Source organism: Marinobacter sp. LQ44 (assembly GCF_001447155.2).
Taxonomy (GTDB): Bacteria; Pseudomonadota; Gammaproteobacteria; order Pseudomonadales; family Oleiphilaceae; genus Marinobacter.
Genome location: NZ_CP014754.1, coordinates 4,000,331 through 4,024,619 on the forward strand (window position 1 = coordinate 4,000,331; position 24,289 = coordinate 4,024,619).

A 24,289-nucleotide genomic window follows, 5' to 3' on the forward strand; every position below is an offset into this window, starting at 1 on the left:
GCCATGATGGGAGATAACATGTTCGGGAACACCATGTGGGCAGGCCACTGGCTGTGGATGCTGGTGATTGCCATTGTGGTCGTCATTCCGGCCTGGCGTATTTGCCAGCGCACGGGGTATCCGGGGTGGATGGGTGTACTGATACTGATCCCTATCGTCAATCTGGTTCTGCTGTATTTCATTGCATTTGCAGACTGGCCCGCCGATAAAACAGGAGATCAGAATGGCTGAGCACCATCACGCCCATGACCACGATCACCACGCCGATAAAGAACCTGGCGGGCACACCGCCAAGGATCCGGTTTGCGGCATGGCAGTCGATCCGCATACCGCGGAACACCGCAGCCAGCATGGCGGTAAAACCTGGTACTTCTGCTCGTCGCGTTGCCAGTCCAAATTCGACGAGGACCCTGAGCAGTACCTCGATTGGGAAAAGAAACAGCAAGAGCCGGTAGCGCCGGGCACTATGTATACCTGTCCCATGCACCCCGAGATTCGGCAGCAAGGGCCAGGGGACTGCCCAATCTGCGGCATGGCCCTAGAGCCCGAGCAGGTAAGCCTGGACGACGGGCCCTCGGAAGAACTCAAAGACATGACCCGCCGATTCTGGATCGGCCTGGTGCTGGCCCTGCCTGTACTGGTACTGGAGATGGGTGGGCACCTCACCGGACTCGATCACATTATAGCCCCGCAGATGTCCAACTGGATTCAACTGGTGCTGGCAACGCCTGTGGTGCTCTGGTGCGGTTGGCCCTTCTTCGTCCGGGGTTGGAAATCCGTGGTTAGCCGTAACTTGAACATGTTTACGCTCATTGCCATTGGTACCGGCGTCGCGCTGATCTACAGCCTGGTGGCGACCCTGGCGCCGCAGATCTTCCCAGGCGCCTTCCGGCAGGAAGACGGGTCGGTCGCCGTCTACTTCGAGGCGGCTGCTGTCATCGTGGTGCTGGTGCTGCTGGGGCAGGTGCTGGAATTGCGTGCCAGAGAGAAAACCTCTGGTGCCATCAAGGCCCTGCTGGATCTGGCACCGGCGACGGCCAGAAAACTGGACGACGATGGCAGCGAATCCGATGTGTCGCTTGATCAGGTCAAGGTCGGTGACCGCTTGCGGGTACGTCCGGGAGACAAGGTGCCGTTGGACGGCGAGGTGCTTGAAGGCAGCTCCAACGTGGATGAATCCATGGTGACCGGTGAGCCTTTGGCAGTCAGCAAAAAATCCGGCGACCAGGTGATCGGTGGTAGCATCAACCAGCAGGGCAGTTTCATCATGCGGGCGGACAAGGTCGGCCGGGACACCATGCTGTCTCAGATCGTGCAGATGGTGGCCAGCGCCCAACGTAGCCGTGCACCGATTCAGGGGCTGGCCGACAAGGTCGCGGGCTATTTCGTGCCAGCGGTGATAGTGATCGCCATTATCGCCTTTATAGCCTGGTCATTGTTCGGGCCCACGCCGCCTATGGCGTTCGGGCTGATTGCAGCGGTCAGTGTTCTGATCATTGCCTGCCCTTGCGCACTTGGCTTGGCGACGCCCATGTCCATCATGGTGGGTGTCGGACGCGGTGCTCAAAGTGGCGTTCTGATTCGCGATGCGGAAGCCTTGGAGCGTATGGAGAAGGTGGACACCGTGGTGGTGGATAAAACCGGCACGCTGACAGAGGGCAAGCCGCAAGTCACCCGGCTTGTCGCGGCCAACGGGTTCGATGACAGTAGTCTCATGCGTTATGCAGGCGGCCTGGAGAAAGGCAGTGAGCACCCACTGGCTCACGCCATACTCGATAAAGCCAAGGGCATGGACCTGAAGCTTCCGGATGCGGAAGACTTTGACTCTCCGAATGGTAAAGGGGTTACCGGTCGAATAGACGGCAAGCGGGTGCTACTTGGTAACCGCCTTCTCATGGAGTCGGAAAATGTCGACACCACGCGATTTGACGGCGACGCCGACCAGCTCCGAAAAGATGGTGCTACCGTGATTTTTGCTGCTGTCGACGGAAACGTCGCAGGGTTGCTGGCGATTGCCGATCCGGTCAAGGAAACCACCGAAGCCGCTATTTCCGCGCTGCAAAAAGACGGCATCCGGGTGGTCATGCTGACCGGCGATAACCGCACTTCAGCTGAAGCAGTTGCCCGAAAACTGCATATCGACGAAGTGGAAGCGGAAGTCCTGCCGGAAGATAAGGGCAAGATCGTCCAGCGCCTGAAAGACGAAGGCTGTGTTGTCGTGATGGCGGGTGACGGCGTAAACGATGCGCCTGCACTGGCAACGGCGGATGTCGGTGTGGCCATGGGCACCGGGACCGATGTCGCCATCGAAAGCGCCGGCATTACGCTGCTACGCGGCGACCTGATGGGCATTGTCGAGGCGCGCCGTTTGTCTCTGGCGACCATGCGCAATATCCGTCAGAACCTGTTTTTCGCCTTCGTTTACAACTCCGCCGGTGTTCCGATAGCGGCAGGGGTTTTGTACCCGTTTTTCGGGATACTGCTGTCGCCCATTTTTGCAGCGGCCGCCATGTCGCTGTCCTCGGTCAGCGTGATCGTGAATGCGCTGCGTTTGAGGGTGGTGAAACTCGGGTCAAAGCAATGAACTTCTGAATCATTGGAGGTAGCTATGTCATACACGATCGATCAAGTTATCAAAGATGTCGATTTCGAGGACGTGGACAGAAGAGCGCGTCAGGCCCTCACTGATCACGGGTTCGGTGTGCTGACAGAAATTGATGTCAAAGCCACCATGAAGAAAAAGCTTGACAAGGATATGTTGGCCTATCGGATTCTCGGGGCCTGCAATCCTGGCATGGCCTGGGAAGCCATCGGTGTGGAGCCTCGCGTGGGTGCCATGCTGCCTTGCAACGTTATTCTTCGTGAGGTTTCGGAGGGCATTGAGGTAAGTGCAGTGGATCCATTGGCTTCCATGAGCGCCATCGATAATGACGAGCTCAAGCAGGTTGCCGGGAAGGTCAGGGATATGCTCTCTGAGGTTGTGGAATCGATCTGAAGCCGGTAGAGGCGTCGATTTGCTGCAGTGCCTGCGGTTTGCAATGGATTAGCGAATTAGCCAGGCGAGCGCATAGCCCAACTGAACACTGGAAATGCAAATAGGACTCCTCATTTGACGACGGGATACCTATTTGATGTCAGTCATATTATGGAGAAGAAAAAAGGAAAAAAGATATGGATATAAAGACTTTTGGACAACTGATCGACTGGACGCGCGATCTGCACTCACATCTGGCGAGCTGTCTGTCCCATTGCGCAACAAAGCACGAGGAAGAACGGGCCCGTGCGCTTTTGGATTATCTGGCAGCTCATGAATCGGACATAGAGCGGATCGTGAACGAGTTTGAGCACCAAGGGGATAAGAAGGCACTGGAAACTCGGGTGTACGACTACCTGTCCCATAATCCGATCAAAACTCATCGAACCTGCGACGAGCCTTACGCGAAGCTTGATTTTGATGGTATCTGCCGGGAAGTGTTCGACTTTCATGATCAGATTATTGATCTCTACAAAACGCTGATTGGAAAAGCCGAAATTCCAGAAGCAAAAGAGCTGTTCGAATCTCTTTTGGCGATGGAGGAAAATGAGTCGATGAGACTGGCTCGTCAGGTTGGCCGAATGCAGGATCTATGAGATCCGAGCACTTTTGCTGACGGCTTAATCCCTTTGAATGTTTCCAATTGAGGCTCACCTTCACACCTCAAAGACGGGCGCAAAGCCACCTCCCGGCGTTCGAAAGTTGGTGGCCTGGCCCTGGTACACACGGGCAGCGGCAAGCAGATGTTGCCCGGCATAGGTGTACAAACGGATATCGACCTTTCTGGTGGTGACCGTGCCATCCACTCTCAGGGTGCGTTCTCCGGCGGGAACGAAGTTCTGCGCGATGTAATCACCCTTCAGGATCTCTTCGAAAACGCGGCGGGTTAGTTTTTCGCCCCGATAGACGCCCTTGCTGCCATGGCCCGCTACCGGTTTGAAAAACAGTTTACGCCGGTTGCTCCACAACTCCGCCTCATCACTTGCTGAAACCAGCCGGGTCTTCGGTACAGCTCTATCCAGAAATCCTGCCTCGGTTTCACTCAGGCCCCAGTCGCGCAGGGTTTGGGCATCAGATAGCAGGATCAGGTTCCGTTTGTCGGCCATCAGCGCATGGGCGCGTGGATTGGGCGTGACGACCGCCGCGCCGTCGAGGTAGGCGCGCCTCAGCGCCCCAAGAGCCGGGGCCTCCAAGGCAAAATCCACCAGGCGGTTGTACACCATGCCGATAGGCTTGCCGTGGGCGCTCAGAGCGCCATCAACATACTCAAGCTCCGATGGATCGAGGATCAAGGTCTCAATGCCTCTGGCCTGGAATAACTGCTGGGCCAGTTGGAATTCTGGGAACATAAACTGGGATTCAGGGGCATCGTCCACAATGGCCAGGCAACCGGGCGTCGAGTCGCCACCTTGCCGTTGCCACTCCTGCTGGAACATGGCAAACACCGCGTCCTCGAACCCATCCAATGCACGGTTGGTGCCAGCGGTCTGCTGGGACGGGTCACAGCATCGGTGTTGAGCCCGGGCCAATACCGTGTTCAGAAATGCGCCGCCGGCATTGGTGTTGATTTCGATCAGCTGAGGCCCGTTCTCGCCCAGGTGAAAGTCGTAGCCCATGAACGCCCCGATGGGGCCTGGATCAAAACCGGCGATGTCCGGCGCCCAGGACAGAGCTTTTTCCTTATAGGGCGGAAGCTCGGCTGCGGATTCGATCGCCTGAACAATCCGCTCCATCGTCGCGATGTCAGCCTGGGGAACAAAAACCGGCGTGTTTGAAAAGAGATGATGGATCTCGGGAGTGGCCGGTGCCCCGTTCCCAGTGTCTGAAAACTGCTTCTGGAGGCTGTCAGTGAGCGCTTTTCGGTCAAGGGTGATGCAGTAACACTGCCGGTTGAGCTGGTCGGCGTGGGTTTTGGTTGTTCGCTGGTTTTCCTGGGGCACGTCTTGCATTGGTCGTCCATGGTCATTGTGAATCGTTCCACCTTGATTCTGGTCAAACGAATGCATGTTTCGCAACTGTTTTCAGGCCTGTTTCAGCTTGGTGTGATGGACTGCCAAGTAATGACCATGCCTGTTCGGGATCTTGCTTACCGGGCGAGGAGATCTTACTGAAACCCTCTGACCAAAAAGGGCACGCTATGAACCATTCGTTGCGCAAGCAGTGTATTGCTGGTATCACGGCCAGTGTCGCTATGAGTTTTTCGCTGATGGTGGCCGCAGACACGAACCGGGCATTTGTTCCCATGGGCACAGCGGATGCCGTCGGCGTTATTGATCTGGAAAACCGCAAGGTGACGTCGTCCATTGGCGGCACCCTGAATACCCACGGTTCGGCACTGACCCCGGATGGCCGGCATCTGGTGGTGGGTAGTTTGTCGGCGCATGATCGTCAGGAGCCGGTTAGTCGCCCCGAAGGCGTTTCAGAAGATGAACACGCCGCTCATCATGGGGGCGGGCAGTCTACTGAATTGGAAGCAGGGAGTACCGGGCTGCTCTATTTGGTGAACACGGCCACAAAGACGATTGACCGCAAACTGGAAGTGCCGGGGCCGGTGCACCATGTGCTGGTGACTTCCAACGGTCGCTATGCCGTTTCCACGCATCCTGCCAGTGGCAGTATCAGCGTTGTGGATCTGGATTCCGGTCAGTTGGTCAAAACTGTGGCGACGGGGCCGGCCCCCAACTATCTGGTGCAAACCGACGACGGCCAATCCCTTCTGGTCAGCAATACCGGTAATGGCACGGTCAGCGAAGTGGATACCGAGCACTGGTTCGTCGAGCGCAATTTGCGAGTTGGCGGCAACCCAGAGCATATGGTGCTTGCCCCCGGCAACCAGCGGCTCTACGTGAATGATGCTGCATCCGGCCAGGTTCTTGTCCTTGAGCTTGCCAAAGGCGCGGTGGCGAACCGGTACGAGGTTGGGGAGGCGCCCCATGGCGTTGGCTTGAGCGCAGATGGCCAGACCCTCTATGCCACCAGCCAGGGCGGCAACCAAGTGGTCCGGATTGAGCTAGCCAGCGGCGCCCGCCACACCAGGCCGCTGGCTCCTGCGCCCTATCATCTTGCGGTCTCTCCCTACGATGGCCAGCTACTGGTGACCAGTCGGGCAGAGAACAAGCTTTGGGTGCTCGACCCGGAATCCCTCGATGTGGTTGATGAGATCGCGCTGAGCGGCATAGGCCATCAGATATCCCTTGAGGCCCACTAGTACCCTGTTCTGACACTGGCTTTTTCGCAAAGGAACCGCTCATGGATCGACGCTTTAAAATTACCTTGGCAATGTTTGCCGTTATCGCACTGGTTTTACTCTGGGGAGAACACAAGGTTCATCTGCTTGGCGCCTTGCCCTGGCTGATACTGCTTGCTTGTCCGCTGATCCATATTTTTATGCACGGAGGGCACGGAGGGCACGGAGGGCATGGAGGACATGGAGGACATGGAGGACATAACCACCAGGCAGAGCAACCGGGAAAGAGTGGAGAGCAGCGTGATGACTGATGGTGCATCGGATTATGGCCTTTGGAGCCTAGTGGTGCTGAATTCGGCGATTTTCATATTCTTCGCCTTCAGTTTTTTCAAACCGCAGACCCGCCGGGACTGGCGTTCGTTTGGTGCTTTCAGCGCGTTTCTGGTGGCACTGTTCACCGAGATGTACGGGTTCCCGCTGACGCTCTACTTCCTCTCCGGCTGGCTGCAGAGCCAGTATCCCGACGTGAACTGGTTGGCTCACGACAGTGGCCACTTGCTGGAAATGCTGTTTGGTTGGAAGGGTTCCCCACACTTTGGGCCGTTTCATCTCTTGAGCACAGTGTTTATTGGCCTCGGGTTTTATCTGATTGCGGCTGGCTGGCGTACCCTGTATGCCGCGCAAAAGGCAGGGCAGTTGGCCACAACCGGCCTGTATGCCCACGTTCGCCACCCCCAGTATTCCGGCTTCGTGCTCATCATGTTCGGTTTTCTGCTGCAGTGGCCAACGCTGCTGACGCTGGCCATGTTCCCGGTGCTGGTGTGGATGTACTCGCGCCTGTCTATTCACGAGGAGCGTGAAACAGAAAAAGCGTTCGGCTCCGATTGGCGGGCCTATGCAGCCAGAACTCCCCGTTTTATTCCGCAATTGAGGAATTTGAGGCGCAAGCAAATCGAGGAACAAGAATGATGCATGGGGCAACTATCTCAGTAGGCGTTCTTGCAGTCGCACTAATCAGCGGCTGCGGTAAACAGACGGTGGATGACCGCTGGTACACACAGGCTGAGGTCGAGCGCGGCGCAGTGGTGTTCGACAACAACTGCGCAAGCTGTCATGGATCCAACGCTCAAGGCGCCTTCAATTGGAGAAAGCGGCTAGCGGATGGTTCCTTTCCGCCGCCGCCACTCAACGGAACAGGCCACGCCTGGCACCATCCATTCGACATGCTGATGGGCACAATCGCTCAAGGTGGCGCTCCCATGGGCGGACAAATGCCTGCCTTCGGAGGTATACTTTCTAAAGACGATCAAAAAGCCGCTATCGCCTTCTTCCAGAGCAAATGGGATAAGCGGATATATGATGCATGGTTTGAAAGGAGCGGGATGTAAGCTTTAGCTTTTGGGAAAATTTAGTCTATTCGACCCTTTTAAATATAAAATAAAAAGCCACGTTTTTAACGTGGCTTTTTCGCTGCTAATATTTTCAGTGTTTGAGAGCGTGGATTCCAAACTTCTTATACTTTATGAATCATGATGGCTCTTTAACTTCGCTGCACTCATTTCCATATGCATTTTTTTATGCTGATTTTCCATATCTGACTTGCTCATATTCATTTTCATCTGCTTATGATGATTGGTCATTGCGCCAGTATCCATAGTGCTCTCAGTTGTTTTTTGCGGATAGCTTCGCGCCTCGTTGAACCGGTCGGCCAATCCTGAATTGGCAGTGGCCATGGTAGAAAATAAAGTGGCAGCTGCGGCAGCGATAATGATTTTTTTCATGATGTTCTCCTTAATTGCCTTAAACCGTTCAAGAAATTCAGTTCAGTTTCAGTTTTCTGTGATTTACTTGAGCGCGATCAGGACGTCGACTGCTCGAAGCCCGAGCCAGCCGGCGCTTGCGTCTCCACGAGTTGACTTTACCGCAGGGATTACCCTGCGGTATTTTTTTGCCTTTGTTTCAGAGCTTTGTGATAAGCCCGGCCTTCTTCCGTCATCATTTGCACGCGAGCCTCAAAGCCCCCTTCGGACATCGCATTACGTGTCATGTCTCTGTGTAAGCGCTGCATCTCTTCATTCTTAAGTATTTCTTCAATGGATGATTTGTCCATCATTTGGCTGTGCATGGCCTTCATGTCCTTATTGTCTGACATGTTGCCGGCGAGTATGGACGTTGAAACAGTAACTGCTGCTGCAAATATAAGTAAATTTTTCATTTTTACACCTCCTAGTTGGTTGATGAGTTAATTAAAACATCGGTTTCTGAATTGATCCTGAAAGAAACAAAACAATTTAAAATAAAGTAACTTTTTTCAGGAATAACAGTATCTTGATGTAAATCAAATTGTGCATTTTCGTTCTGCAATTCAGTTTGGTTTCAGATAATTGCTATAAGATTGCGAGTCAGAAACATTTCAATGGAGATATAACGTTGTCCATTCTTCCTCACCTTATAAAGCCGGCCTTTCTCGGTGCTCTGGTTTTGACCAGTTTGCCCGCTTGGACGGCACCCAGACTTGAGTTAACCGGCGCGATTGATGCGGCCATCGAGAACGATCCCTGGCTGCGTCAGAGTGTGCAGATGCAAGATGCTCTGTTGGAAGAAGCTGTTGCCGATGGGGCACTCCCGGACCCCCGGATGACGCTTGGTGCCGCGAATTTGCCCACGGATACTTTCGATACCGGACAGGAGGCAATGACTCAGGCCACCATTGGATTTACCCAGCGAATTCCGCGAGGTGATAGCCGTCAGCTGGCCAGTGAAAAAAAGCAGGAAATGGCAGGCGTTCAGCCTTTTCGGCGCGAGAACCGCCGGGCGCAGGTCATGGAATCGGTAGCGCATCTCTGGCTTGAGGTCTGGCGAACCCAGCAAAGCATCGAACTGATTGAAGATAATCGTGCTCTGTTTCAACAGTTAGAGGATGTCGCAGAGGCTGGGTATACCTCAGCAAGCATGGGTTCCAGGCAGCAGGATGTTATCCGTGCCTCGCTGGAACTGACGCGACTTGAGGACCGGCTGACGGTGCTGCATTCGCAACAGGCATCGAACCGCGCGGAGCTGGCAGAGTGGATAGGCCCGGACCAGGCCAAGCTGGCTGTCAGTAAAGATGTACCCAACGAGTTGCTGAGAGTGTTTCCTCTGGGCTGGGCTGAAACATCCGCAGAGGCACTGATCCGTCATCCGTCAATCCGCGCGACTGATCAGCTGATTGATGCCCAGAGTGTTGACGTTGACCTGGCTCGCCAGGCCTACAAGCCGGAATGGTCAGTATCTGCACAATATGGATACAGGGAGCGGGCACCAAACGGTCAGGACAGGGCCGACCTGTTTTCTGTAGGCATTGGCTTTGATCTCCCGATCTTTACAGGCAACCGGCAGGATCGAAAACTGAATGCATCAGTGGCGCGACTGGAGGCGGCAAAAACAGAACGTATTTTGCAGATCCGGGGACTTCAGGCCAAAGCCCGTGCGGCCGTGGCCCGGATCGAACGACTGGATGACCGCATAGAGCTCTATGAACAGACCCTGCTGCCGCAAATGGAGGCGCAGGCAAGCGCAGCATTGACTGCTTACAACAACGATGACGGCGACTTCGCCGAAGCGGTACGAGCGCGAATTGCAGAGCTTAATACCCAGGTTGAATTGATACAGATGATGGCCGAGCGGGCCAAAAATCTGGCGAGTTTCCGTTATCTGACGTCCGACACTTCCGACATACCTTCCTTTTCACTGAATCGTTACCAGGACTGACCATCATGGCTAATTTTGCTCGCCCTTTGGGCTTTGTATTGCTCGGCGGCCTCGCCGGTGCAGGGGCCACGTACTGGCTTGACACTGACGCGACTTCGACGCCTGCAGCTGAAATGGCCGCTTCTGGCCCAAAGGAGCCGCTGTATTGGGTAGCCCCGATGGACCCCAATTTCAAAAGTGACAAACCCGGAAAATCCCCGATGGGGATGGATCTGATCCCCGTATACGAGGAGGGTGGGTCAGCTGAGGATCCAGCCGGCACGGTCCGAATTTCACCAACGGTCGTCAACAACCTTGGGGTTCGAACGGAGCCGGTGATTCAGGGGCGCCTGCCTAACAACATTACTACCGTAGGCTACGTGCAGTACAACGAAGACGAGATGGCCCACGTGCACCCTCGTGTTGAAGGCTGGATCGACGCGCTTTATGTCAAAGCCGAGGGCGAGCCTGTTGAGCAAGGCAAGCCTTTGTACACGCTGTACTCGCCCACCCTTGTGAATGCGCAGGAAGAACTGCTTCTCGCGATGAACCGTGGCAATCAGAGACTGGTTGATGCTGCTACCGAGCGATTGTTGGCGCTGAACGTACCGGCTAGTCTGATCAGCCAACTGCGCCAGAAGCGCGAAGTCCAGAGAACCATGACGGTTTACGCTCCGGGTTCCGGGGTGATCGAGAATCTGAATGTTCGTGAGGGTATGTTCATCAAGCCCGGAAACCGGGTTTTATCGATTGCCGCACTGGATGAGGTCTGGGTGATCGGCGAAGTGTTTGAAAGCCAGCTTTCCGCCGTAGAGGCTGGTAATCGGGTACAGATGACGCTGGATTACATGCCCGGTCGCGAGTGGCGCGGAAACGTGGATTACGTCTACCCCGAAGTGAACCCGAAAACCCGGACGGCGCAAGTGCGGATGCGCTTTGATAACGATGATGGTGTTCTGATGCCAGGCATGTTCGCTCGCCTGGATGTTCAGGGCGAACGGGGACAGCGGCAGTTTCTGGTGCCACGGGAGTCGGTCATCCGCACCGGACAGAGCGATCGACTGGTTCTGTCGATGGAAGAGGGCGCCTTCAAGTCGGTTAACGTGAACGTTGGGCGCGTCGGCGACAAGTATGCGGAAATACTCAATGGCCTCTCGCCAGGCGACACGGTGGTCACATCCGCCCAGTTCCTGATCGATTCGGAATCCAGCAAAACCTCGGACTTCCAACGGATGTCATCGCCTCAGGATATGGATGAGCAGGGGATGGATCATGAAGGCATGGATCACAGCACCATGAGCCATGGCGGAGGCGAGTCATGATTGCCGCTATTATTCACTGGTCTATTCGTAACCGCTTCCTGGTGTTGCTGGCGACGTTGCTTATCACAGGGCTCGGCCTTTATTCGCTGAAACAAACGCCGGTGGATGCTCTGCCGGATCTGTCCGATGTGCAGGTCATTATCAAAACCAGTTTCCCGGGCCAGGCGCCGCAGGTGGTGGAAGACCAAGTGACCTACCCGATGACGACAGCCATGCTCTCGGTACCGGGCGCGAAAACGGTCAGGGGATACTCGTTCTTCGGTGACTCCTATGTTTACGTGATCTTCGATGAAGACACCGACATGTACTGGGCCCGCTCCCGGGTACTGGAATACCTGTCCCAGGTTGCGCCCAGCCTTCCAGACTCTGCAAGGCCTCAGCTCGGGCCAGACGCTACCGGAGTTGGCTGGGTTTACCTGTATGCGCTGGTAGACCGCACTGGGAACCAGGACCTAAGCCAGTTGCGCAGCCTGCAGGACTGGTTCCTGAAGTACGAACTGCAAACGGTGCCGGGTGTCTCTGAGGTGGCTGCGCTAGGCGGTATGGTGAAGCAGTACCAGGTCAAGGTCAGCCCGGAAAAACTCAGGGCGCTGGGAATTCCTCTGGCTCACATCCAGAACGCCATCAAGAGAGGCAACCAGGAAGTGGGCGCCTCCGTCATCGAGATGGCCGAGGCGGAATACATGGTGCGCACGTCTGGCTATATAAAATCCCGTGAGGATCTTCTGTCGATTCCATTAGGACTCGATGACAACGGTACCCCCATATTGCTGAAAGATGTGGCCACCGTTGAAGTTGGCCCGCAGATGCGGCGTGGGGTTGCCGAACTGAATGGGGAAGGTGAAACCGTCGGCGGTGTTGTGGTGATGCGCTTTGGTGAGAACGCTCAGGCAACCATTAATGGCGTGAAGGCGAAACTGGAAGACCTGAAATCCAGTTTGCCTGAAGGCGTCGAGGTGGTGACGGTTTACGATCGCTCTGGTCTGATTGAGCGGGCGGTCAATAATCTCGGCTTCAAGCTGCTTGAAGAGTTTCTGGTGGTGGGCCTGGTGTGCATCGTCTTCCTGTTCCACGTGCGCTCGTCGCTGGTGGCGATTCTCAGCCTTCCCGTGGGTATTCTGGCGGCCTTTATCGTCATGCACTGGCAAGGCATCAATGCCAACATCATGTCACTCGGGGGGATTGCCATCGCTATCGGCGCCATGATTGATGGTGCTATTGTAATGATCGAGAACATGCACAAACACATGGAGCGAACCCCGTTAACGTCTGAGAACCGATGGGAAGTCGTTGCACGGTCAGCCTCTGAGGTCGGGCCCGCGCTGTTTTTCTCGCTCCTGATCATTACCGTCAGTTTTGTGCCGGTGTTTGCCCTGGAGGCGCAGGAAGGGCGGATGTTTTCTCCCCTGGCGTTCACCAAAACCTACGCCATGGCGGCGAGTGCGGCCCTGGCGGTGACGCTGGTGCCGGTGCTGATGGGCTATTTCATTCGCGGCAAGGTGCTGCCGGAGCACAAGAACCCCGTGAACCGCCTGCTGGTTGGCGTTTATATGCCGGTGCTGAAGCTGGTGTTACGCTTCCCGAAAACGACGGTTATTGTTGCGTTGCTGGCATTGGCTGTGGGCCTTTGGCCAGCCACCAAAATCGGCAGTGAATTCATCCCGCCACTGGATGAAGGCGACCTGATGTACATGCCCACCACCTACCCGGGCATCTCCATTGGTAAGGCTCGGGAACTGTTGCAGCAAACGGACAAGCTGATTGCCACCGTACCCGAAGTCGAAACCGTGTTCGGCAAAGTGGGGCGGGCGGATACCGCTACCGATCCGGCTCCATTGACGATGATCGAGACCTTCATCCAGCTCAAGCCGAGGGATCAATGGCGGGAAGGCATGACCACCGAAAAGCTGAAGCAGGAGCTCAATACTCTGATTCGGTTCCCGGGGGTAACCAATGCCTGGGTTATGCCGATCATCACGCGCATCGATATGCTGGCAACGGGTATTAAAACGCCGGTGGGCATCAAGATTGCCGGTCCGGACCTTACCGTCATCCAGAACATCGGTAAACGCCTTGAGGAAGTCATGGTCGACATCCCCGGTACAGCCTCCGTTTACTCTGAGCGAGTCGCTGGGGGCCGCTACATCAAGGTGGATATTGATCGTGAGCGTGCCGCTCGTTATGGGCTGAATATCGCTGATGTTCAGCAGGTAGTGGCCTCCGCTATTGGTGGAATCAACGTTTCCAGAACCATCGAGGGACTTGAGCGGTATCCCATTAATCTTCGTTATCCGGAAGACTACCGGGATTCGCCCGAGAAGCTGGAGCAACTGCCCATCGTGACCGCATCCGGCCAGCGCATTGCCCTGGCAGATGTGGCGGAGATCGGCGTGGAGGATGGCCCGCCGGCCATTAAGAGTGAGAATGCCCGCCTGAACGGCTGGACCTTTGTGGATATTGAGGGTGTCGACGTAGGCACCTATGTTGAACAGGCCATGGTTACCGTGAGTGAAGAGCTGGATCTACCTCCCGGTTATTCAATCAACTGGTCTGGTCAGTATGAGTACATGCTCCGTGCGAAGGAAAAACTGACCTATGTGGTGCCGTTAACGCTGGCCATCATCGTCATCCTGCTGTTTCTTAACTTCCGCCGTTTTGCCGAAGTGGGGATTATTATGGGCACGCTACCGTTTGCGATGATCGGTGCTATCTGGCTGATGTATCTGCTTGGTTATAATTTTTCGGTAGCCGTCGGTGTCGGTTTCATTGCGCTGGCGGGCGTTGCGGTAGAGATTGGGGTGATCATGCTGGTGTATTTGAATCAGGCTTATAACGCAATGCTGGAAACGTGTGATGACAAAGGGCTGACGCCAAGGCGAGAAACCCTCCGCCATGCCGTACTACAAGGTGCCGGTATGCGGGTTCGGCCAATCATGATGACGGCGGCCGCCATTATCGGGGGGCTTGTGCCCATTATGATTGGCACCGGTACAGGGTCGGAGGTGATGGGCCGGATTGCGGCACCTATGGTGGGCGGTATGATTTCCGCTGTCATTCTGGCGCTGCTGGTGATTCCTGTGCTCTTTTATCTCTGGAAACAGCGAACTCTTGGTGAGTAACGCCGATAGCAAGGTGCCAGGATTCAGCCTGGCACCTTGCTATCACGTCTTTACCGGTTATCACGATCATTCGCAGGGTGCCTACCCGTCTACTGCGCATATTCCAAAATCTATTTGCCTGAACGTTCGCTTTGCGACCAGGCTGTGCTCCTAAACATAAGCGAACATTCGGGGCAGGGCTTTCCCCAGCGCCTCCAAGCTAATCACAGCCATTTCACCCAGTATGATTGGCAGAGCAAATTCCAGACTCGAAATGATTACATGGCAGAGATGGCCATGCTCGGCTAAGCTATTGTTTTATCAATTTATGTGCAGAGCGATTTATGGTTCAAAGTCAGTAATAATGACGCAGTCAAATTTCTGCAATGATAAAGCGCGCTGCCCAACTGCTTTTAGGATAAAAGGAAAGCGACATGTGGGACTGGATTCAGTCGAATTCGGTTGATCTATTTGGTCATTTGCTAACGCTGATTGGCATCATTGTAGGTGCGATTGTTTTGGTATGGCAGATCGGTCGACAACACAGGAGTTCGCTTGAGCTACAGAAGAGAAATGCGCAAGAAGCGTTGAAGGTCGAAATCTACAAAACGCTTACTTTGCGATTAAGGGATGTTACTCGTACCAATGTCACCGCCATGATGTACGCAGTTAATGTTCCATCGAGAATTGAGGTTTTCCAAAATTCGATCAAAAAGAACATACCACTCCCATTCCCAAGGGAGAGAGCGATTGAGTTTTCACATCTGCACAGTGCCGCTAATGATGCATTAATTGCGTTGATTCAAGAATTTGAAGCTTGGTCGATAGTGTTTCCGGAAATTGAGCTGTTCCAAACGGCCTTGAACTCCGCTAATCATGATGCCCGAAACGCTTCGAATGAGCTTTTTAATCGCTTCATCATCATCCTTCCAACTGATCCCCCACATGATGCACCATCGAAAACTCCTAGACCGATTCCCGCATCACCTGTCAGTGCTGACCAGCTTTCAGAATTAGAGAGACTTGTAGAAGAATATCGGCGAGCCATGGACGAGATCGGATGCTATGTGATCGATTTACAGATTGAAGCCCAGAACAAGCTACTTTCGGGGCTATTTGAGCACCGGGTTCCGCGAAGAAAACCACTGGATTCCAGGTTTAAAGTGCTATCAACGGAGCCTGTTGAAATGGAGCGTTTGATGTCCTACTTCTTGAACGAAACTAGTTGGGGAAAAGAATACAAGAAGTATGAGGCTATGCATTCAAAGTCTGCATTTTCGGAATGATATCCTAACAAATCACGGAAGACGGACGCGTGAAACGCGCCGCTTCGTTTTGGCATTATGTTTGAAGAAGAATTGGGCATTTAACTATGAACTCCTATCTTGTCACACAGCGGCCAACTATTTACGCCGATATGAACGTTTTTCGGTATGTCGCTTGTGGAGAGATATCTATGGTCGATCCAGAACGTTTCATTTGGGTTTACTCGTACGCTCACCTCGATGAGATATATCGGAACGGCAATACCGATGCCCTGCACGGCATGAAAGTACTGAAAGCTGTTGAAGTGTGTGATGTCCTGAACGAGGATTTCCAGTCTGTGGGGAATATTAGATTAAGAGACTACGTTGACCCCCATGAAAGGTACGAGAGGCATCTGGAAGCCATATCAGGGTTTGAAGGCTCCAATGATCACTCTATCGAATACCTCATTCGCTCGTTTGGAGCTGATAATTTTGATGAGTTGCAACAAACTCCAGATCAGCTGCGGAAAGAGATTGATCGCCTAACCAGTGCGGTTGACGACGAACGTAAGCATGATCTGATTAGCCAAGCACATACCGTTTCTGAGGAAATGGCTGGTGTAGTTGAGCAACACTTAAAAGATCGTGTCCCTATTGACCAAACACGGGCAGCTTTAGGCGTTTCGAGTGAAGAGAGAAAAAGAATTGAAAAAACGTTCTCTCCTATCGATGAGGTGTGGAACCTCATAGGACCTGCAATTCCAAGTGTGAATAAAGATCAGTTCTTTGGGTTTGAGCCGATTCCCGGCATTGAGGGCGTGCAGCATACACAACACGGTGCGATCTGTGGTGCCCATATTGTATTGAATATGATAGGTATCAGCCCTGACAAAGGCTTGGCGAAGCGTGAGAAAATCAAAAATATAATGTCTGATGGTCAGCATACTGGCATGGCTTCATACTGCAATGCGCTACTTTCAGCTGACAGAGGCATTATCAACAAGGCTCGCTGTATATATACGTATCTGGGCAATATTACCACGCCACTTCACTTCAATTTCGAAAAAGGTTTCGAGCTAAATCTTGGAATCCAAACTGATAGAGCATAACCAGTGACTGGTGTCGAACCTACGCTATCGCTCCGGTACGCGACAACGCCAAGGCGTTATGCAATTTAGTAAAAAGGACCTAAATGTCAACTTATCCCGACGCAATTGGATACTTACGCAATCTTGGGCATTCAGAGGGTATCCCGTGGCTGGAGATGATCTGTGATGCGGCTGCTTCTGGAATAACAACTCTCAGTCCTTTCGACTTGGATACCCTTGTTCAGCTTTTTACAAAACGGGCAAGCTATCTCCGCCAACCTGCGCCTCCGACCGTTGCAGCCCCTGCTGGGGCCGCAGCGATAACCACTGATCGGCTTGAGATTATTGGGCCTTTTCACGGCTTCAAACGCCTAGGTGATTCGCTCGCGGCTTCGTTTCCAAAGCGGGTGAGTATTGTTTTCGGAGCAAATGGAAGCGGGAAATCTAGTCTATGTGATGCATTACAGATACTAGCTTCGAATGATGCACCGAAACGACCACTTCATGACGTTCGTGCGACAACGGCGCCGAGTCCTTCGTTCGATTTCAAGTTCACGTCAGATTCAACTATTCAGAATTGGAGTTCACCCGGCAGTTACGGCTCCCGCGCGGGCGCTTTGAAGTACTTCGATTCGGGAGTCGCTGTTCACAACATCAAGAACTCTGTCCAACCTGGTAGGATTATTGAGCTCGCCCCCTTTAAATTAGATGTCTTTGGAACCGCTAAGAAACACTGTGAGGAACTGCGTGCAGAGCTACAAAGAATGCAAAATGAAAATGCAGCGCTACTCGCAGGGACAGAAAACCAGGTCCGCACAAAGTTTGCGACATTTGCAGGAACAGCACTTGCTACCTTGAGTAGTCAGAATACTGCGACGCTAAAAGCGCAGATAGAATCTGGTGAAGCCTATACGAAAGATGGCGAACTTGAAGAGAAGCTCAAAAAGAAGGCGGAGTTAGAAAAAGCGACATCAGAAGAAGGGCTTAAGCTGCTCAAGGGTGAGCTCTCTGCACTGAAAGCCCTGGATGGGGAGATTCATCCAATTCTCATCGCATCCGAGATGCTTATCGAAATTGATCCGGTTGTTCAGGCTAGAACTCTGAAGGAAAAAGAGGAAGAACTGGAAGTTCTGGCGAGAGCTCTAATTCCCACAGGTGCAAGTTTAGAAAAACTGATGGCACTTATCCGGCCTGCCAATGAGGTGTGCAATCTCCACTCACCGGAGCCAGAAGTGTGTCCACTGTGCAAACAAGCGTTGGAAGCAAACGAGCTTGAGCTATTCAAGCAATACGCCGATCTTCTTACCGGAGAACTGGATGCTGCCATCACTCAACTCCGAAAGGTAATCGAAACCGCAGATAAGAACCTCAAAGTGGTTGCTGATTCTGTGCCTGATAATTGGGCCAAGGACTCCGTCTTACCGCCGGAGAGAATCGAGCCCATCAAGTCTATCGGTAAGGTAATAAAAGAACGCTTCAAGAAGGGAGACTTAATCGACCAGGCGGGCGAGGCTGCCGCAGCCTCGCTCCGAGCCTTCGTCGATGAAGTTTCGAGAAGCGTCGAGGAGAAAGAAGGACTAATCGAGAACGCCCGGAAAGACCGCGACGAACTTCTTCGGCAGTTGAGTGAAGTTTCCACAGACTGCCAGGCTCTTCTTTACAGAAAGGAAATCGCGGAGAATATTAATCTCATTAAGGAGGCATATCGTCGTTCACAAAATGCTGATTATTGGGATTCAAATCTGCCGACATTCGCGACGGTACTACGGAAAATCACTTCCACAGCCAAAAAGGCCCACAAAGAGCTTGTTGTGGAAGATTTCAAGGCTCGCTTGAACGATGAGTATCTTGCGCTAGCTGAAAGAGAGATGAGTGCCTTTGGTGTCGAGCTGAAAGATGTCGGTGGTGACGGAGCTGTCACAGTAGATCACCATGTCGCTGGTCAAAAAATCGAAGCTGTACTGAGCGAAGGCGAGCAACGAATTCACGCACTTGCCCTGTTCTTTGCGGAGCTAGAAACCTGTGAGCAGCAAGTAATTGTCTTTGACGATCCAATCTCTAGCTTTGATTATAATTACATTGGTAACTATTCCAATCGTCTGCGCGATTTGATTCAAAAGTATCCGGCTCGGCAGGTCGTTGTTCTCACCCATAATTGGGAATTTTTTGTTCAGATACAAACAACTATGAATAGAGCTGGATTAAATGGCCATACGGCTGTCTATGTCCTAGAAAGTTGCGTTGCGCTGGATGAATACAGCGAAAGCATTGACGATTTGAAGTCCGGTATCGATACCATTCTCGCCATTTCCGGAGAGCCTACTAAAGACCAGAAGGAGTCCATGGCTGGAAAAATGCGCCGGCTTATCGAAGCGGTTGTGAATACGCACGTATTTAACAAACAGAGGCATCAATTCAAGCAGAAGAGCCAACAGGTGTCAGCGTTCAGTGAGTTTACGAAGGTCGTTCCTCTCCTTCCGAGTGAGGCTCAGTCCCTGAGAGATCTTTTCGAGAAACTGAGCATCACCGAACACGACGATCCGAGAAACGCCTACGTAAACACGGATAAGGCAATGTTCGTGACCCGATACAACGCGATAAAAAATATTGAAACTGCAATTGTTGGAAGGAAGTAGGATGTTCCGTGAAGCTATTCGGTAGGCATATCTTTGACACGCGTAAGCATGCATAACACTCAAATGCTACGGACGCGTAAACGCGCCGAAAATTTTGGGCGGTATCTCTAAGTTGCATGTTCGCTTTGCGACCAAGACTGCTCCTGGACGTCAGCTAAACAAGAGCGAACATTCGACGCAGCATACTAGCTTCGGAAGGCTGGGTAGATTTACGGTTTGCGCAGCGCAAGGAGCAGGAAGATCAATCAGCCCGCCCTGCATCTGGAAGGTGAGCCTGTAAATAAATCTGTGTAACTGCCCATCCCATTACAGGTGACCGTCCAGACGGTCACCGAATTCGATAATAAAGCGATTCAATGCCGGCTTCCAATCACGGATCGGCATCGTCCATTTCTTTGAGGCCTGCTGGATCGCCAGGAAGGCCACTTTCAGTGCCGAATCATCGCTGGGGAACAGCTTGCGGCGCTTGGTGGCTTTGCGGATGACGCTGTTCAGCGACTCAATGGCATTGGTGGTGTAGATCACTTTCCGGATGGCCGGAGGATACTCGAAGATGGTGATCAGGTTGTCCCAGTGGCTGTGCCAGGATCGGGAGATCTGAGGGTACTGGCCGTCCCAGCGTTCCCCGAAGGCCTCCAACGCCTGCCGGGCTTCGTGTTCCGAGGCAGACTGGTAGATCTGTTTCAGATCGGCCGTCACGGCCTTGTAGTCCTTCCAGGACACGTAGCGCAGCGAGTTGCGAACCATGTGCACGATGCACAGCTGCACCTTGGTCTGAGGGTACTCAGCAGCAATGGCATCCGGGAAGCCCTTGAGGCCGTCCACGCAGGCGATCAGGATGTCTTCCAGACCACGGTTCTTCAGTTCCGTCAGTACCGACAACCAGAACTTCGCGCCTTCGGTCTCGGCCAGCCAGAGGCCTAGCAGCTCCTTCTGGCCTTCCATGTTGATGCCCAGGGCCAGGTATAGGGACTTGTTGATCACCCTCTTGTCCTGACGAATTTTCAGAACGATGCAGTCCAGATAGACGATGGGGTAGATCGGATCAACAGGGCGATTCTGCCACTCGTGAACCTGATCGATCACTCGCTCCGTCACCTTGGACACCAGAGTGGCCGAGATGTCGGCGTCGTACATTTCCTTGAAGGCGTCCACGATATCCCGGGTGCTCAGGCCCTTGGCGTAAAGAGCCAGGACCTGGTCATCCATCTGGGTCAGGCGGGACTGACCTTTACGGACGAACTGAGGCTCGAAGGAGCCGTCCCGGTCACGGGGAGCCTGTATCGGTACTTCGCCGTGTTGGCCCTTCAGGCGCTTGGCAGAATAGCCGTTACGGCTGTTGCCGGTGCCACGGCCTTCAAGAGCGTGCTTCTCGTATCCAAGATGCTCATCCAGTTCGGCGTTGAGTGCGGTCTCGACGGTGAGCTTGACCAGCTGCTGTGTGAGGGCTCCGAGATCTTTTTCAGACTTGATGTCCTCGGCCAGCTCGGCAGCCATAGCTTTGAGTTTTTCTTGGTCCACTTGTGTACCCACGATGGTATCCTTTTGAAAAGATTACTCAGTCGTGGGCAGTTACACAATTTGGTTTACAGGCTCGCGAGGATTCGTGTTAGGCAATCATTGGGCTTACCTTGGTAGACCTTCGGGCTTTTGTAGTGGTCAACTAATCCCGGACAGTATTTTAAGGTTTTCCTCTGCTGCAACGGGAGAAATGCCACCGTTGAACGTATGAGGCCTTTGCCGGTTGTAGTAGTCCATCAGATAGCCACCTACATCTTTTTTTGCCTCGGGCAAGTTCCGATATCCCAGGGCCGGTATCCATTCGGATTTCAGGCTCCGGAACAGCCTTTCCATCGGGGCGTTGTCCCAGCAGTTGCCGCGCCGGCTCATGCTTTGTGTCATTCGATAGCGCCAGAGCCTCTGACGGAACTTACGACTGGCATACTGACTTCCCTGATCCGAGTGGAACATAACTTTCTCTGGCTGACCACGCTGTTCCCAGGCGTGATCCAGAGCTTTTACAACCAGGTCCGCATCCGGACTGGATGACATGGCCCAACCAACAACTCGCCGGGCGTACAGATCCAGTACCACAGCCAGATAACTCCATCGCTGGCCGCTCCAGATGTACGTAATGTCACCACACCAGACCTCGTCGGGCTGCTCTACCGCAAACTCACGATCCAGGTGATTCGGGATATCCGGTCGCTCAACGGTGGCCTGCTTATAGGCGTGAGGGCCTGGCTGCTTACAGACCAGTCCCAGCTCACTCATCAATCGTCGAACCTTAAAGCGCCCGATGACAACGCCGTCGTCATTGAGCATGCCCTTGATTGTTCTGCTGCCGGCAGAGCTTCGGCTCTTAGTGAACAGGCGGTTTACCTGAGCCTTCAGAGCCAGACGCTCAACGTCTATATGGTTCCGCCGTTGGCGGTATTCGTAATAGCTGGAGCGGCTGATATCGAACGCATTGCAGACCATTTCAACAGGCATTTGCTCACTCAATTGGTCTATCAGCGCGTACGATTCAGGTCGTCCGACATCAAGAGAGCGGTAGCCTTTCTTAGTATGGTCTTCTCCATCTCAAGGCGCTTGCAGCGGGCTTCCAGCTCCTGAATCCGTCGCTGCTCCGGGGTCAAAGCTTTCCCCTTTGGGGTAATGCCTTCTCGCTCATCCGTCAGCTGTTGAACCCAGCGCCGCAAAGCACTTTCACCTACGCCCAAGGACGTACAAGCCTGGGCAATGGTGTAACCTTGATCCAGCACCAAGCTGGCTGCTTCCTGTTTGAACTCAGGAGTAAAGGAACGTCGTTTTCTGGTCATCAGACACCTCGCTTATGGTGGCGATCTTACCACCTACATTGGTGTCCGGAATCATTGAACCACTACACCCTTCACTGGCAAGTTTCTCGAATACGGCATCGACACCCTGGCCGAGAGGAATGAACACGCAGTCTTCAGGCAACGATTTGATCTCCGTCACGAGACCGGTCTGGATTTGATCCCAAAGGTAGCTGCTTGAAATCATGGCTCGGCCGCCCGAGAAATTGTTCCCTTGATCAAGAACTGGATTCCGCAATGCGGAGGTGAAGTGCACCAGGTCCTGTCGAGTTTGAAATAGGTCTCCGCAACTCTTCAAACCCAGCCAGCGCTGTAGCCCAATGAAGTCCATCATTTCCGTCAGATTGCGTCTCATTGCTCCGGCAAAACTGGCTGAGTGTTTGGCACGTTCGAGTATCTCGCCAGTCGGCAGACCTGCTTGGAGTCCTTCCTTTGCGGTTTGTAGCGCAATCACTGCTTGTTGAATACCAGGGGTAATCCCGCAAATGACCACCTTGGCTGAACTGTTAACGAACTCAAACGGAGCATAGTAGGTGGCAAAGCGCCCGTTTTCTGACAGCTTCAGCGGGGCTGGCAGGCGGTCTTTATTGATCGCAAGATCGAGAAGTGTGCTTCGAAGGGTATATGTAGGCCTTTCTTACCTTTCTGCGGCGTCTAACGCATCGAGAAATAATCCGGTCCTGGGCCTTCAGGAAACGCCGAATGAACCCGGTCCCCTATTTAGGTCTACCCAGAGTTGGAGAAATCCGGATCCTGAGTTTGGGAACGGTATGCGCAAGGGCTGTTATCCGAGATCTAAAAGTTCGACGAACCGTGCGCGGCGTTTAACCAGATCTAAATAATGATCTTTCATGTCTGGTGGCATGAGGGAGGTCTGAACTGTTTTTGGTGCCTCAGCTTTAATTTTTGCGACAAGATTGAGGATGGTTTCTCGAGCTACTGGCGCATCCAGCCCGGCCGCCTCGGCCAATTGAACGAAGTCCCCGCCGGAATAAAACCCATTTCCCATTTGTTGTAAGTACTCCGGTTCGCCATGGGTCAAAAAACTTAGAGCCATGGTCGACGACAGAGGTGAATTCGAGAACAAGGACGAGGCAAGAACATCGTATACCGGAGCCAATCTGAATGGTTGTTTCACGAAGGCAATGTTTTTCATATGATGATCGTCGTTGCCAATGAGGTAGCTAAAGACCAACCTGCGGAAAAGCTCCAGGCCGGAAGGCAAACCGCCATGTTTAATTGCCAGCTCTAGTACCACCTGATAGCTAGCGGCGGTGTATTTGTTCTCAGATCGCAGGTTAGAAGCCCCAAGTGCCTGCATCGCGTCTTCCTGGTGGATCTTTTTACCATCAGTTGTTCTGTCGAAGCGTCGAATGACGAAGACCTTGTGGCCGTCGCCCAATGAGAGGAGGGAGCACGGTGGCACGTCGAATCCAAGGTTCCTCATCAGCACCATTGAGGCGTGCTCGTTCTCGGCCGCAAAAGGGTACCGTTCCGGCGATGGCTTGAGGATAAAAGTTCCGCCCACGTCAGCCAGGTTAAGCCCGCCATCGTTGATGGTGAGATGGCACTTCATTTGGACGCCCGCGATTGAATAACCCGAAGCAAACGATGGCAGGGACTGTGTGAGCGCTCGTCTGTCCGCGGCCAGCTCGATATTGAGTGTGCTGCTGCCGAACAGCGTTTCCAGGCAGGATGAATGATGCTGAATGTAATGGCCTTCAGGGAGCGGTTGCAGGCAGGTCAAGCAATTCACGATAGTGCGTTCTCAAGCGGTTCGATGGTTACAGCTCCCGAGAGATCACGGCCATTGTTGACCAGCAGTCGCAATTCGTCGGTTTCATCAATCTTTTGTGAGAAAGACTGTAGCCGCCGGAGCCAGCCCTCACTGATCAAACCGCTAAAGAAACCATGGAGCGTGTCAGATACAAATGGCTCGAGTTGAAGGGGAAGGCTCAGGCTCAGTGGCTCCGAGGCGCCGGCAAGAAATTCTGGATCGTACTGAAACGTGAAAAGTCCGCCCCGCCGCGAAAGTTTACCCGCGATACGGTCGTGGAATTTCACGGTAGCATTGATGTTGTTGGGCAAGCGGGTATCTCCATCTCTTC

Annotated in this window: 22 protein-coding genes; 14 read left to right on the top strand and 8 right to left on the bottom strand. The window is 53.4% G+C overall.

What is annotated here, in order from left to right:
• Window positions 1–3: 3 nt before the first annotated feature.
• From ASQ50_RS18330 to ASQ50_RS18345, 4 genes are all read left to right on the top strand, one after another.
• The gene (locus ASQ50_RS18330; protein WP_022990675.1) at window positions 4–231 is read left to right on the top strand and encodes a hypothetical protein; all 228 of its coding nucleotides are present in this window, start codon (window positions 4–6) and stop codon (window positions 229–231) included.
• Window positions 224–2,584: a heavy metal translocating P-type ATPase gene (locus ASQ50_RS18335; protein ID WP_068351591.1), complete on the top strand. Its 2,361-nt coding sequence runs from the start codon at window positions 224–226 to the stop codon at window positions 2,582–2,584. The genes ASQ50_RS18330 and ASQ50_RS18335 overlap by 8 nt, the downstream gene beginning before the upstream one ends.
• A gap of 24 nt (window positions 2,585–2,608) precedes the next feature.
• Window positions 2,609–2,995: a DUF302 domain-containing protein gene (locus ASQ50_RS18340; RefSeq protein ID WP_058092337.1), complete on the top strand. Its 387-nt coding sequence runs from the start codon at window positions 2,609–2,611 to the stop codon at window positions 2,993–2,995.
• A 176-nt stretch (window positions 2,996–3,171) separates the two neighbouring features.
• Window positions 3,172–3,630, top strand: a complete 459-nt coding sequence (locus tag ASQ50_RS18345) for a hypothetical protein (protein WP_058092336.1) — start codon at window positions 3,172–3,174, stop codon at window positions 3,628–3,630.
• Window positions 3,631–3,690: 60 nt separating this feature from the next.
• On the opposite strand, the gene ASQ50_RS18350 is transcribed toward ASQ50_RS18345, so the two are convergent.
• The gene (locus tag ASQ50_RS18350; RefSeq protein ID WP_058092335.1) at window positions 3,691–4,983 is read right to left on the bottom strand and encodes a hypothetical protein; all 1,293 of its coding nucleotides are present in this window, start codon (window positions 4,981–4,983) and stop codon (window positions 3,691–3,693) included.
• A 188-nt stretch (window positions 4,984–5,171) separates the two neighbouring features.
• Here ASQ50_RS18350 and ASQ50_RS18355 point away from each other — a divergent pair, with 188 nt between their 5' ends.
• From ASQ50_RS18355 to ASQ50_RS18365, 4 genes are read left to right on the top strand one after another with little or no spacing between them, the layout of a single operon-like run.
• The gene (locus ASQ50_RS18355; RefSeq protein ID WP_058092334.1) at window positions 5,172–6,242 is read left to right on the top strand and encodes a YncE family protein; all 1,071 of its coding nucleotides are present in this window, start codon (window positions 5,172–5,174) and stop codon (window positions 6,240–6,242) included.
• Window positions 6,243–6,283: 41 nt separating this feature from the next.
• Window positions 6,284–6,532, top strand: a complete 249-nt coding sequence (locus tag ASQ50_RS20700) for a DUF2933 domain-containing protein (protein WP_076657267.1) — start codon at window positions 6,284–6,286, stop codon at window positions 6,530–6,532.
• The gene (locus tag ASQ50_RS18360; protein ID WP_058092341.1) at window positions 6,525–7,190 is read left to right on the top strand and encodes an isoprenylcysteine carboxylmethyltransferase family protein; all 666 of its coding nucleotides are present in this window, start codon (window positions 6,525–6,527) and stop codon (window positions 7,188–7,190) included. Before ASQ50_RS20700 ends, ASQ50_RS18360 begins: the two co-directional genes overlap by 8 nt.
• Entirely contained in the window at window positions 7,187–7,609 is a 423-nt protein-coding gene (locus ASQ50_RS18365; protein WP_227513209.1) for a c-type cytochrome, read from the top strand. The genes ASQ50_RS18360 and ASQ50_RS18365 overlap by 4 nt, the downstream gene beginning before the upstream one ends.
• A gap of 132 nt (window positions 7,610–7,741) precedes the next feature.
• Here the strand turns inward: ASQ50_RS18365 and ASQ50_RS18370 are convergent, their stop codons facing one another.
• Window positions 7,742–8,002, bottom strand: coding sequence for a hypothetical protein (locus ASQ50_RS18370; protein WP_058092333.1), 261 nt, complete (start codon window positions 8,000–8,002; stop codon window positions 7,742–7,744).
• Between the two features lie 149 nt (window positions 8,003–8,151).
• The gene (locus ASQ50_RS18375) at window positions 8,152–8,436 is read right to left on the bottom strand and encodes a hypothetical protein (RefSeq protein ID WP_058092332.1); all 285 of its coding nucleotides are present in this window, start codon (window positions 8,434–8,436) and stop codon (window positions 8,152–8,154) included.
• Window positions 8,437–8,702: 266 nt separating this feature from the next.
• On the opposite strand from ASQ50_RS18375, the gene ASQ50_RS18380 reads away from it, so the two are divergent.
• From ASQ50_RS18380 to ASQ50_RS18405, 6 genes are all read left to right on the top strand, one after another.
• On the top strand, window positions 8,703–9,971 hold the full coding sequence (locus ASQ50_RS18380) for a TolC family protein (RefSeq protein WP_227513210.1): 1,269 nt from the start codon (window positions 8,703–8,705) through the stop codon (window positions 9,969–9,971).
• Window positions 9,972–9,976: 5 nt separating this feature from the next.
• The gene (locus ASQ50_RS18385) at window positions 9,977–11,272 is read left to right on the top strand and encodes an efflux RND transporter periplasmic adaptor subunit (protein WP_058092330.1); all 1,296 of its coding nucleotides are present in this window, start codon (window positions 9,977–9,979) and stop codon (window positions 11,270–11,272) included.
• The gene (locus tag ASQ50_RS18390) at window positions 11,269–14,391 is read left to right on the top strand and encodes an efflux RND transporter permease subunit (RefSeq protein WP_058092329.1); all 3,123 of its coding nucleotides are present in this window, start codon (window positions 11,269–11,271) and stop codon (window positions 14,389–14,391) included. Before ASQ50_RS18385 ends, ASQ50_RS18390 begins: the two co-directional genes overlap by 4 nt.
• A 413-nt stretch (window positions 14,392–14,804) precedes the next feature.
• Entirely contained in the window at window positions 14,805–15,656 is an 852-nt protein-coding gene (locus tag ASQ50_RS21260; RefSeq protein WP_058092328.1) for a hypothetical protein, read from the top strand.
• 170 nt (window positions 15,657–15,826) lie between these two features.
• Window positions 15,827–16,726, top strand: a complete 900-nt coding sequence (locus tag ASQ50_RS18400) for a hypothetical protein (RefSeq protein WP_227510129.1) — start codon at window positions 15,827–15,829, stop codon at window positions 16,724–16,726.
• A gap of 83 nt (window positions 16,727–16,809) precedes the next feature.
• Window positions 16,810–19,341, top strand: a complete 2,532-nt coding sequence (locus tag ASQ50_RS18405) for an AAA family ATPase (RefSeq protein WP_058092326.1) — start codon at window positions 16,810–16,812, stop codon at window positions 19,339–19,341.
• Between the two features lie 306 nt (window positions 19,342–19,647).
• Here the strand turns inward: ASQ50_RS18405 and ASQ50_RS18410 are convergent, their stop codons facing one another.
• The 5 genes from ASQ50_RS18410 to ASQ50_RS18435 all read right to left on the bottom strand — a co-directional run bounded on the left by ASQ50_RS18410 (window position 19,648) and on the right by ASQ50_RS18435 (window position 24,269).
• Window positions 19,648–20,862, bottom strand: a complete 1,215-nt coding sequence (locus ASQ50_RS18410) for an IS256 family transposase (RefSeq protein WP_058092339.1) — start codon at window positions 20,860–20,862, stop codon at window positions 19,648–19,650.
• A gap of 138 nt (window positions 20,863–21,000) precedes the next feature.
• Window positions 21,001–22,163, bottom strand: a protein-coding gene (locus tag ASQ50_RS18415) for an IS3 family transposase (protein WP_156471739.1) whose coding sequence is annotated in 2 segments (ribosomal slippage) — window positions 21,001–21,908 and window positions 21,908–22,163 — 1,164 coding nt in all. Because the reading frame shifts where the segments join, the coding sequence is not laid out codon by codon here.
• A complete protein-coding gene (locus tag ASQ50_RS18425) occupies window positions 22,132–22,635 on the bottom strand; it encodes a hypothetical protein (RefSeq protein ID WP_061331783.1) in 504 nt (167 codons plus the stop codon). The genes ASQ50_RS18415 and ASQ50_RS18425 overlap by 32 nt, the downstream gene beginning before the upstream one ends.
• A gap of 330 nt (window positions 22,636–22,965) precedes the next feature.
• Complete coding sequence (locus ASQ50_RS18430; protein WP_156471740.1) at window positions 22,966–23,928, bottom strand: type II toxin-antitoxin system HipA family toxin; 963 nt, start codon at window positions 23,926–23,928, stop codon at window positions 22,966–22,968.
• Between the two features lie 5 nt (window positions 23,929–23,933).
• On the bottom strand, window positions 23,934–24,269 hold the full coding sequence (locus ASQ50_RS18435) for a HipA N-terminal domain-containing protein (protein ID WP_058092321.1): 336 nt from the start codon (window positions 24,267–24,269) through the stop codon (window positions 23,934–23,936).
• Between the last annotated feature and the right edge of the window lie 20 nt (window positions 24,270–24,289).

Coding starts and splice junctions, on each gene's coding strand:
- ASQ50_RS18355 (WP_058092334.1), top strand. CDS start 5,172: ATGAACCATTCGTTGCGCAAGCAGTGTATTGCTGGTATCACGGCCAGT.
- ASQ50_RS18390 (WP_058092329.1), top strand. CDS start 11,269: ATGATTGCCGCTATTATTCACTGGTCTATTCGTAACCGCTTCCTGGTG.
- ASQ50_RS18345 (WP_058092336.1), top strand. CDS start 3,172: ATGGATATAAAGACTTTTGGACAACTGATCGACTGGACGCGCGATCTG.
- ASQ50_RS18340 (WP_058092337.1), top strand. CDS start 2,609: ATGTCATACACGATCGATCAAGTTATCAAAGATGTCGATTTCGAGGAC.
- ASQ50_RS18360 (WP_058092341.1), top strand. CDS start 6,525: ATGACTGATGGTGCATCGGATTATGGCCTTTGGAGCCTAGTGGTGCTG.
- ASQ50_RS18385 (WP_058092330.1), top strand. CDS start 9,977: ATGGCTAATTTTGCTCGCCCTTTGGGCTTTGTATTGCTCGGCGGCCTC.
- ASQ50_RS20700 (WP_076657267.1), top strand. CDS start 6,284: ATGGATCGACGCTTTAAAATTACCTTGGCAATGTTTGCCGTTATCGCA.
- ASQ50_RS18350 (WP_058092335.1), bottom strand. CDS start 4,983: ATGCAAGACGTGCCCCAGGAAAACCAGCGAACAACCAAAACCCACGCC.
- ASQ50_RS18400 (WP_227510129.1), top strand. CDS start 15,827: ATGGTCGATCCAGAACGTTTCATTTGGGTTTACTCGTACGCTCACCTC.
- ASQ50_RS18335 (WP_068351591.1), top strand. CDS start 224: ATGGCTGAGCACCATCACGCCCATGACCACGATCACCACGCCGATAAA.
- ASQ50_RS18365 (WP_227513209.1), top strand. CDS start 7,187: ATGATGCATGGGGCAACTATCTCAGTAGGCGTTCTTGCAGTCGCACTA.
- ASQ50_RS18370 (WP_058092333.1), bottom strand. CDS start 8,002: ATGAAAAAAATCATTATCGCTGCCGCAGCTGCCACTTTATTTTCTACC.
- ASQ50_RS18375 (WP_058092332.1), bottom strand. CDS start 8,436: ATGAAAAATTTACTTATATTTGCAGCAGCAGTTACTGTTTCAACGTCC.
- ASQ50_RS18405 (WP_058092326.1), top strand. CDS start 16,810: ATGTCAACTTATCCCGACGCAATTGGATACTTACGCAATCTTGGGCAT.
- ASQ50_RS18330 (WP_022990675.1), top strand. CDS start 4: ATGATGGGAGATAACATGTTCGGGAACACCATGTGGGCAGGCCACTGG.
- ASQ50_RS21260 (WP_058092328.1), top strand. CDS start 14,805: ATGTGGGACTGGATTCAGTCGAATTCGGTTGATCTATTTGGTCATTTG.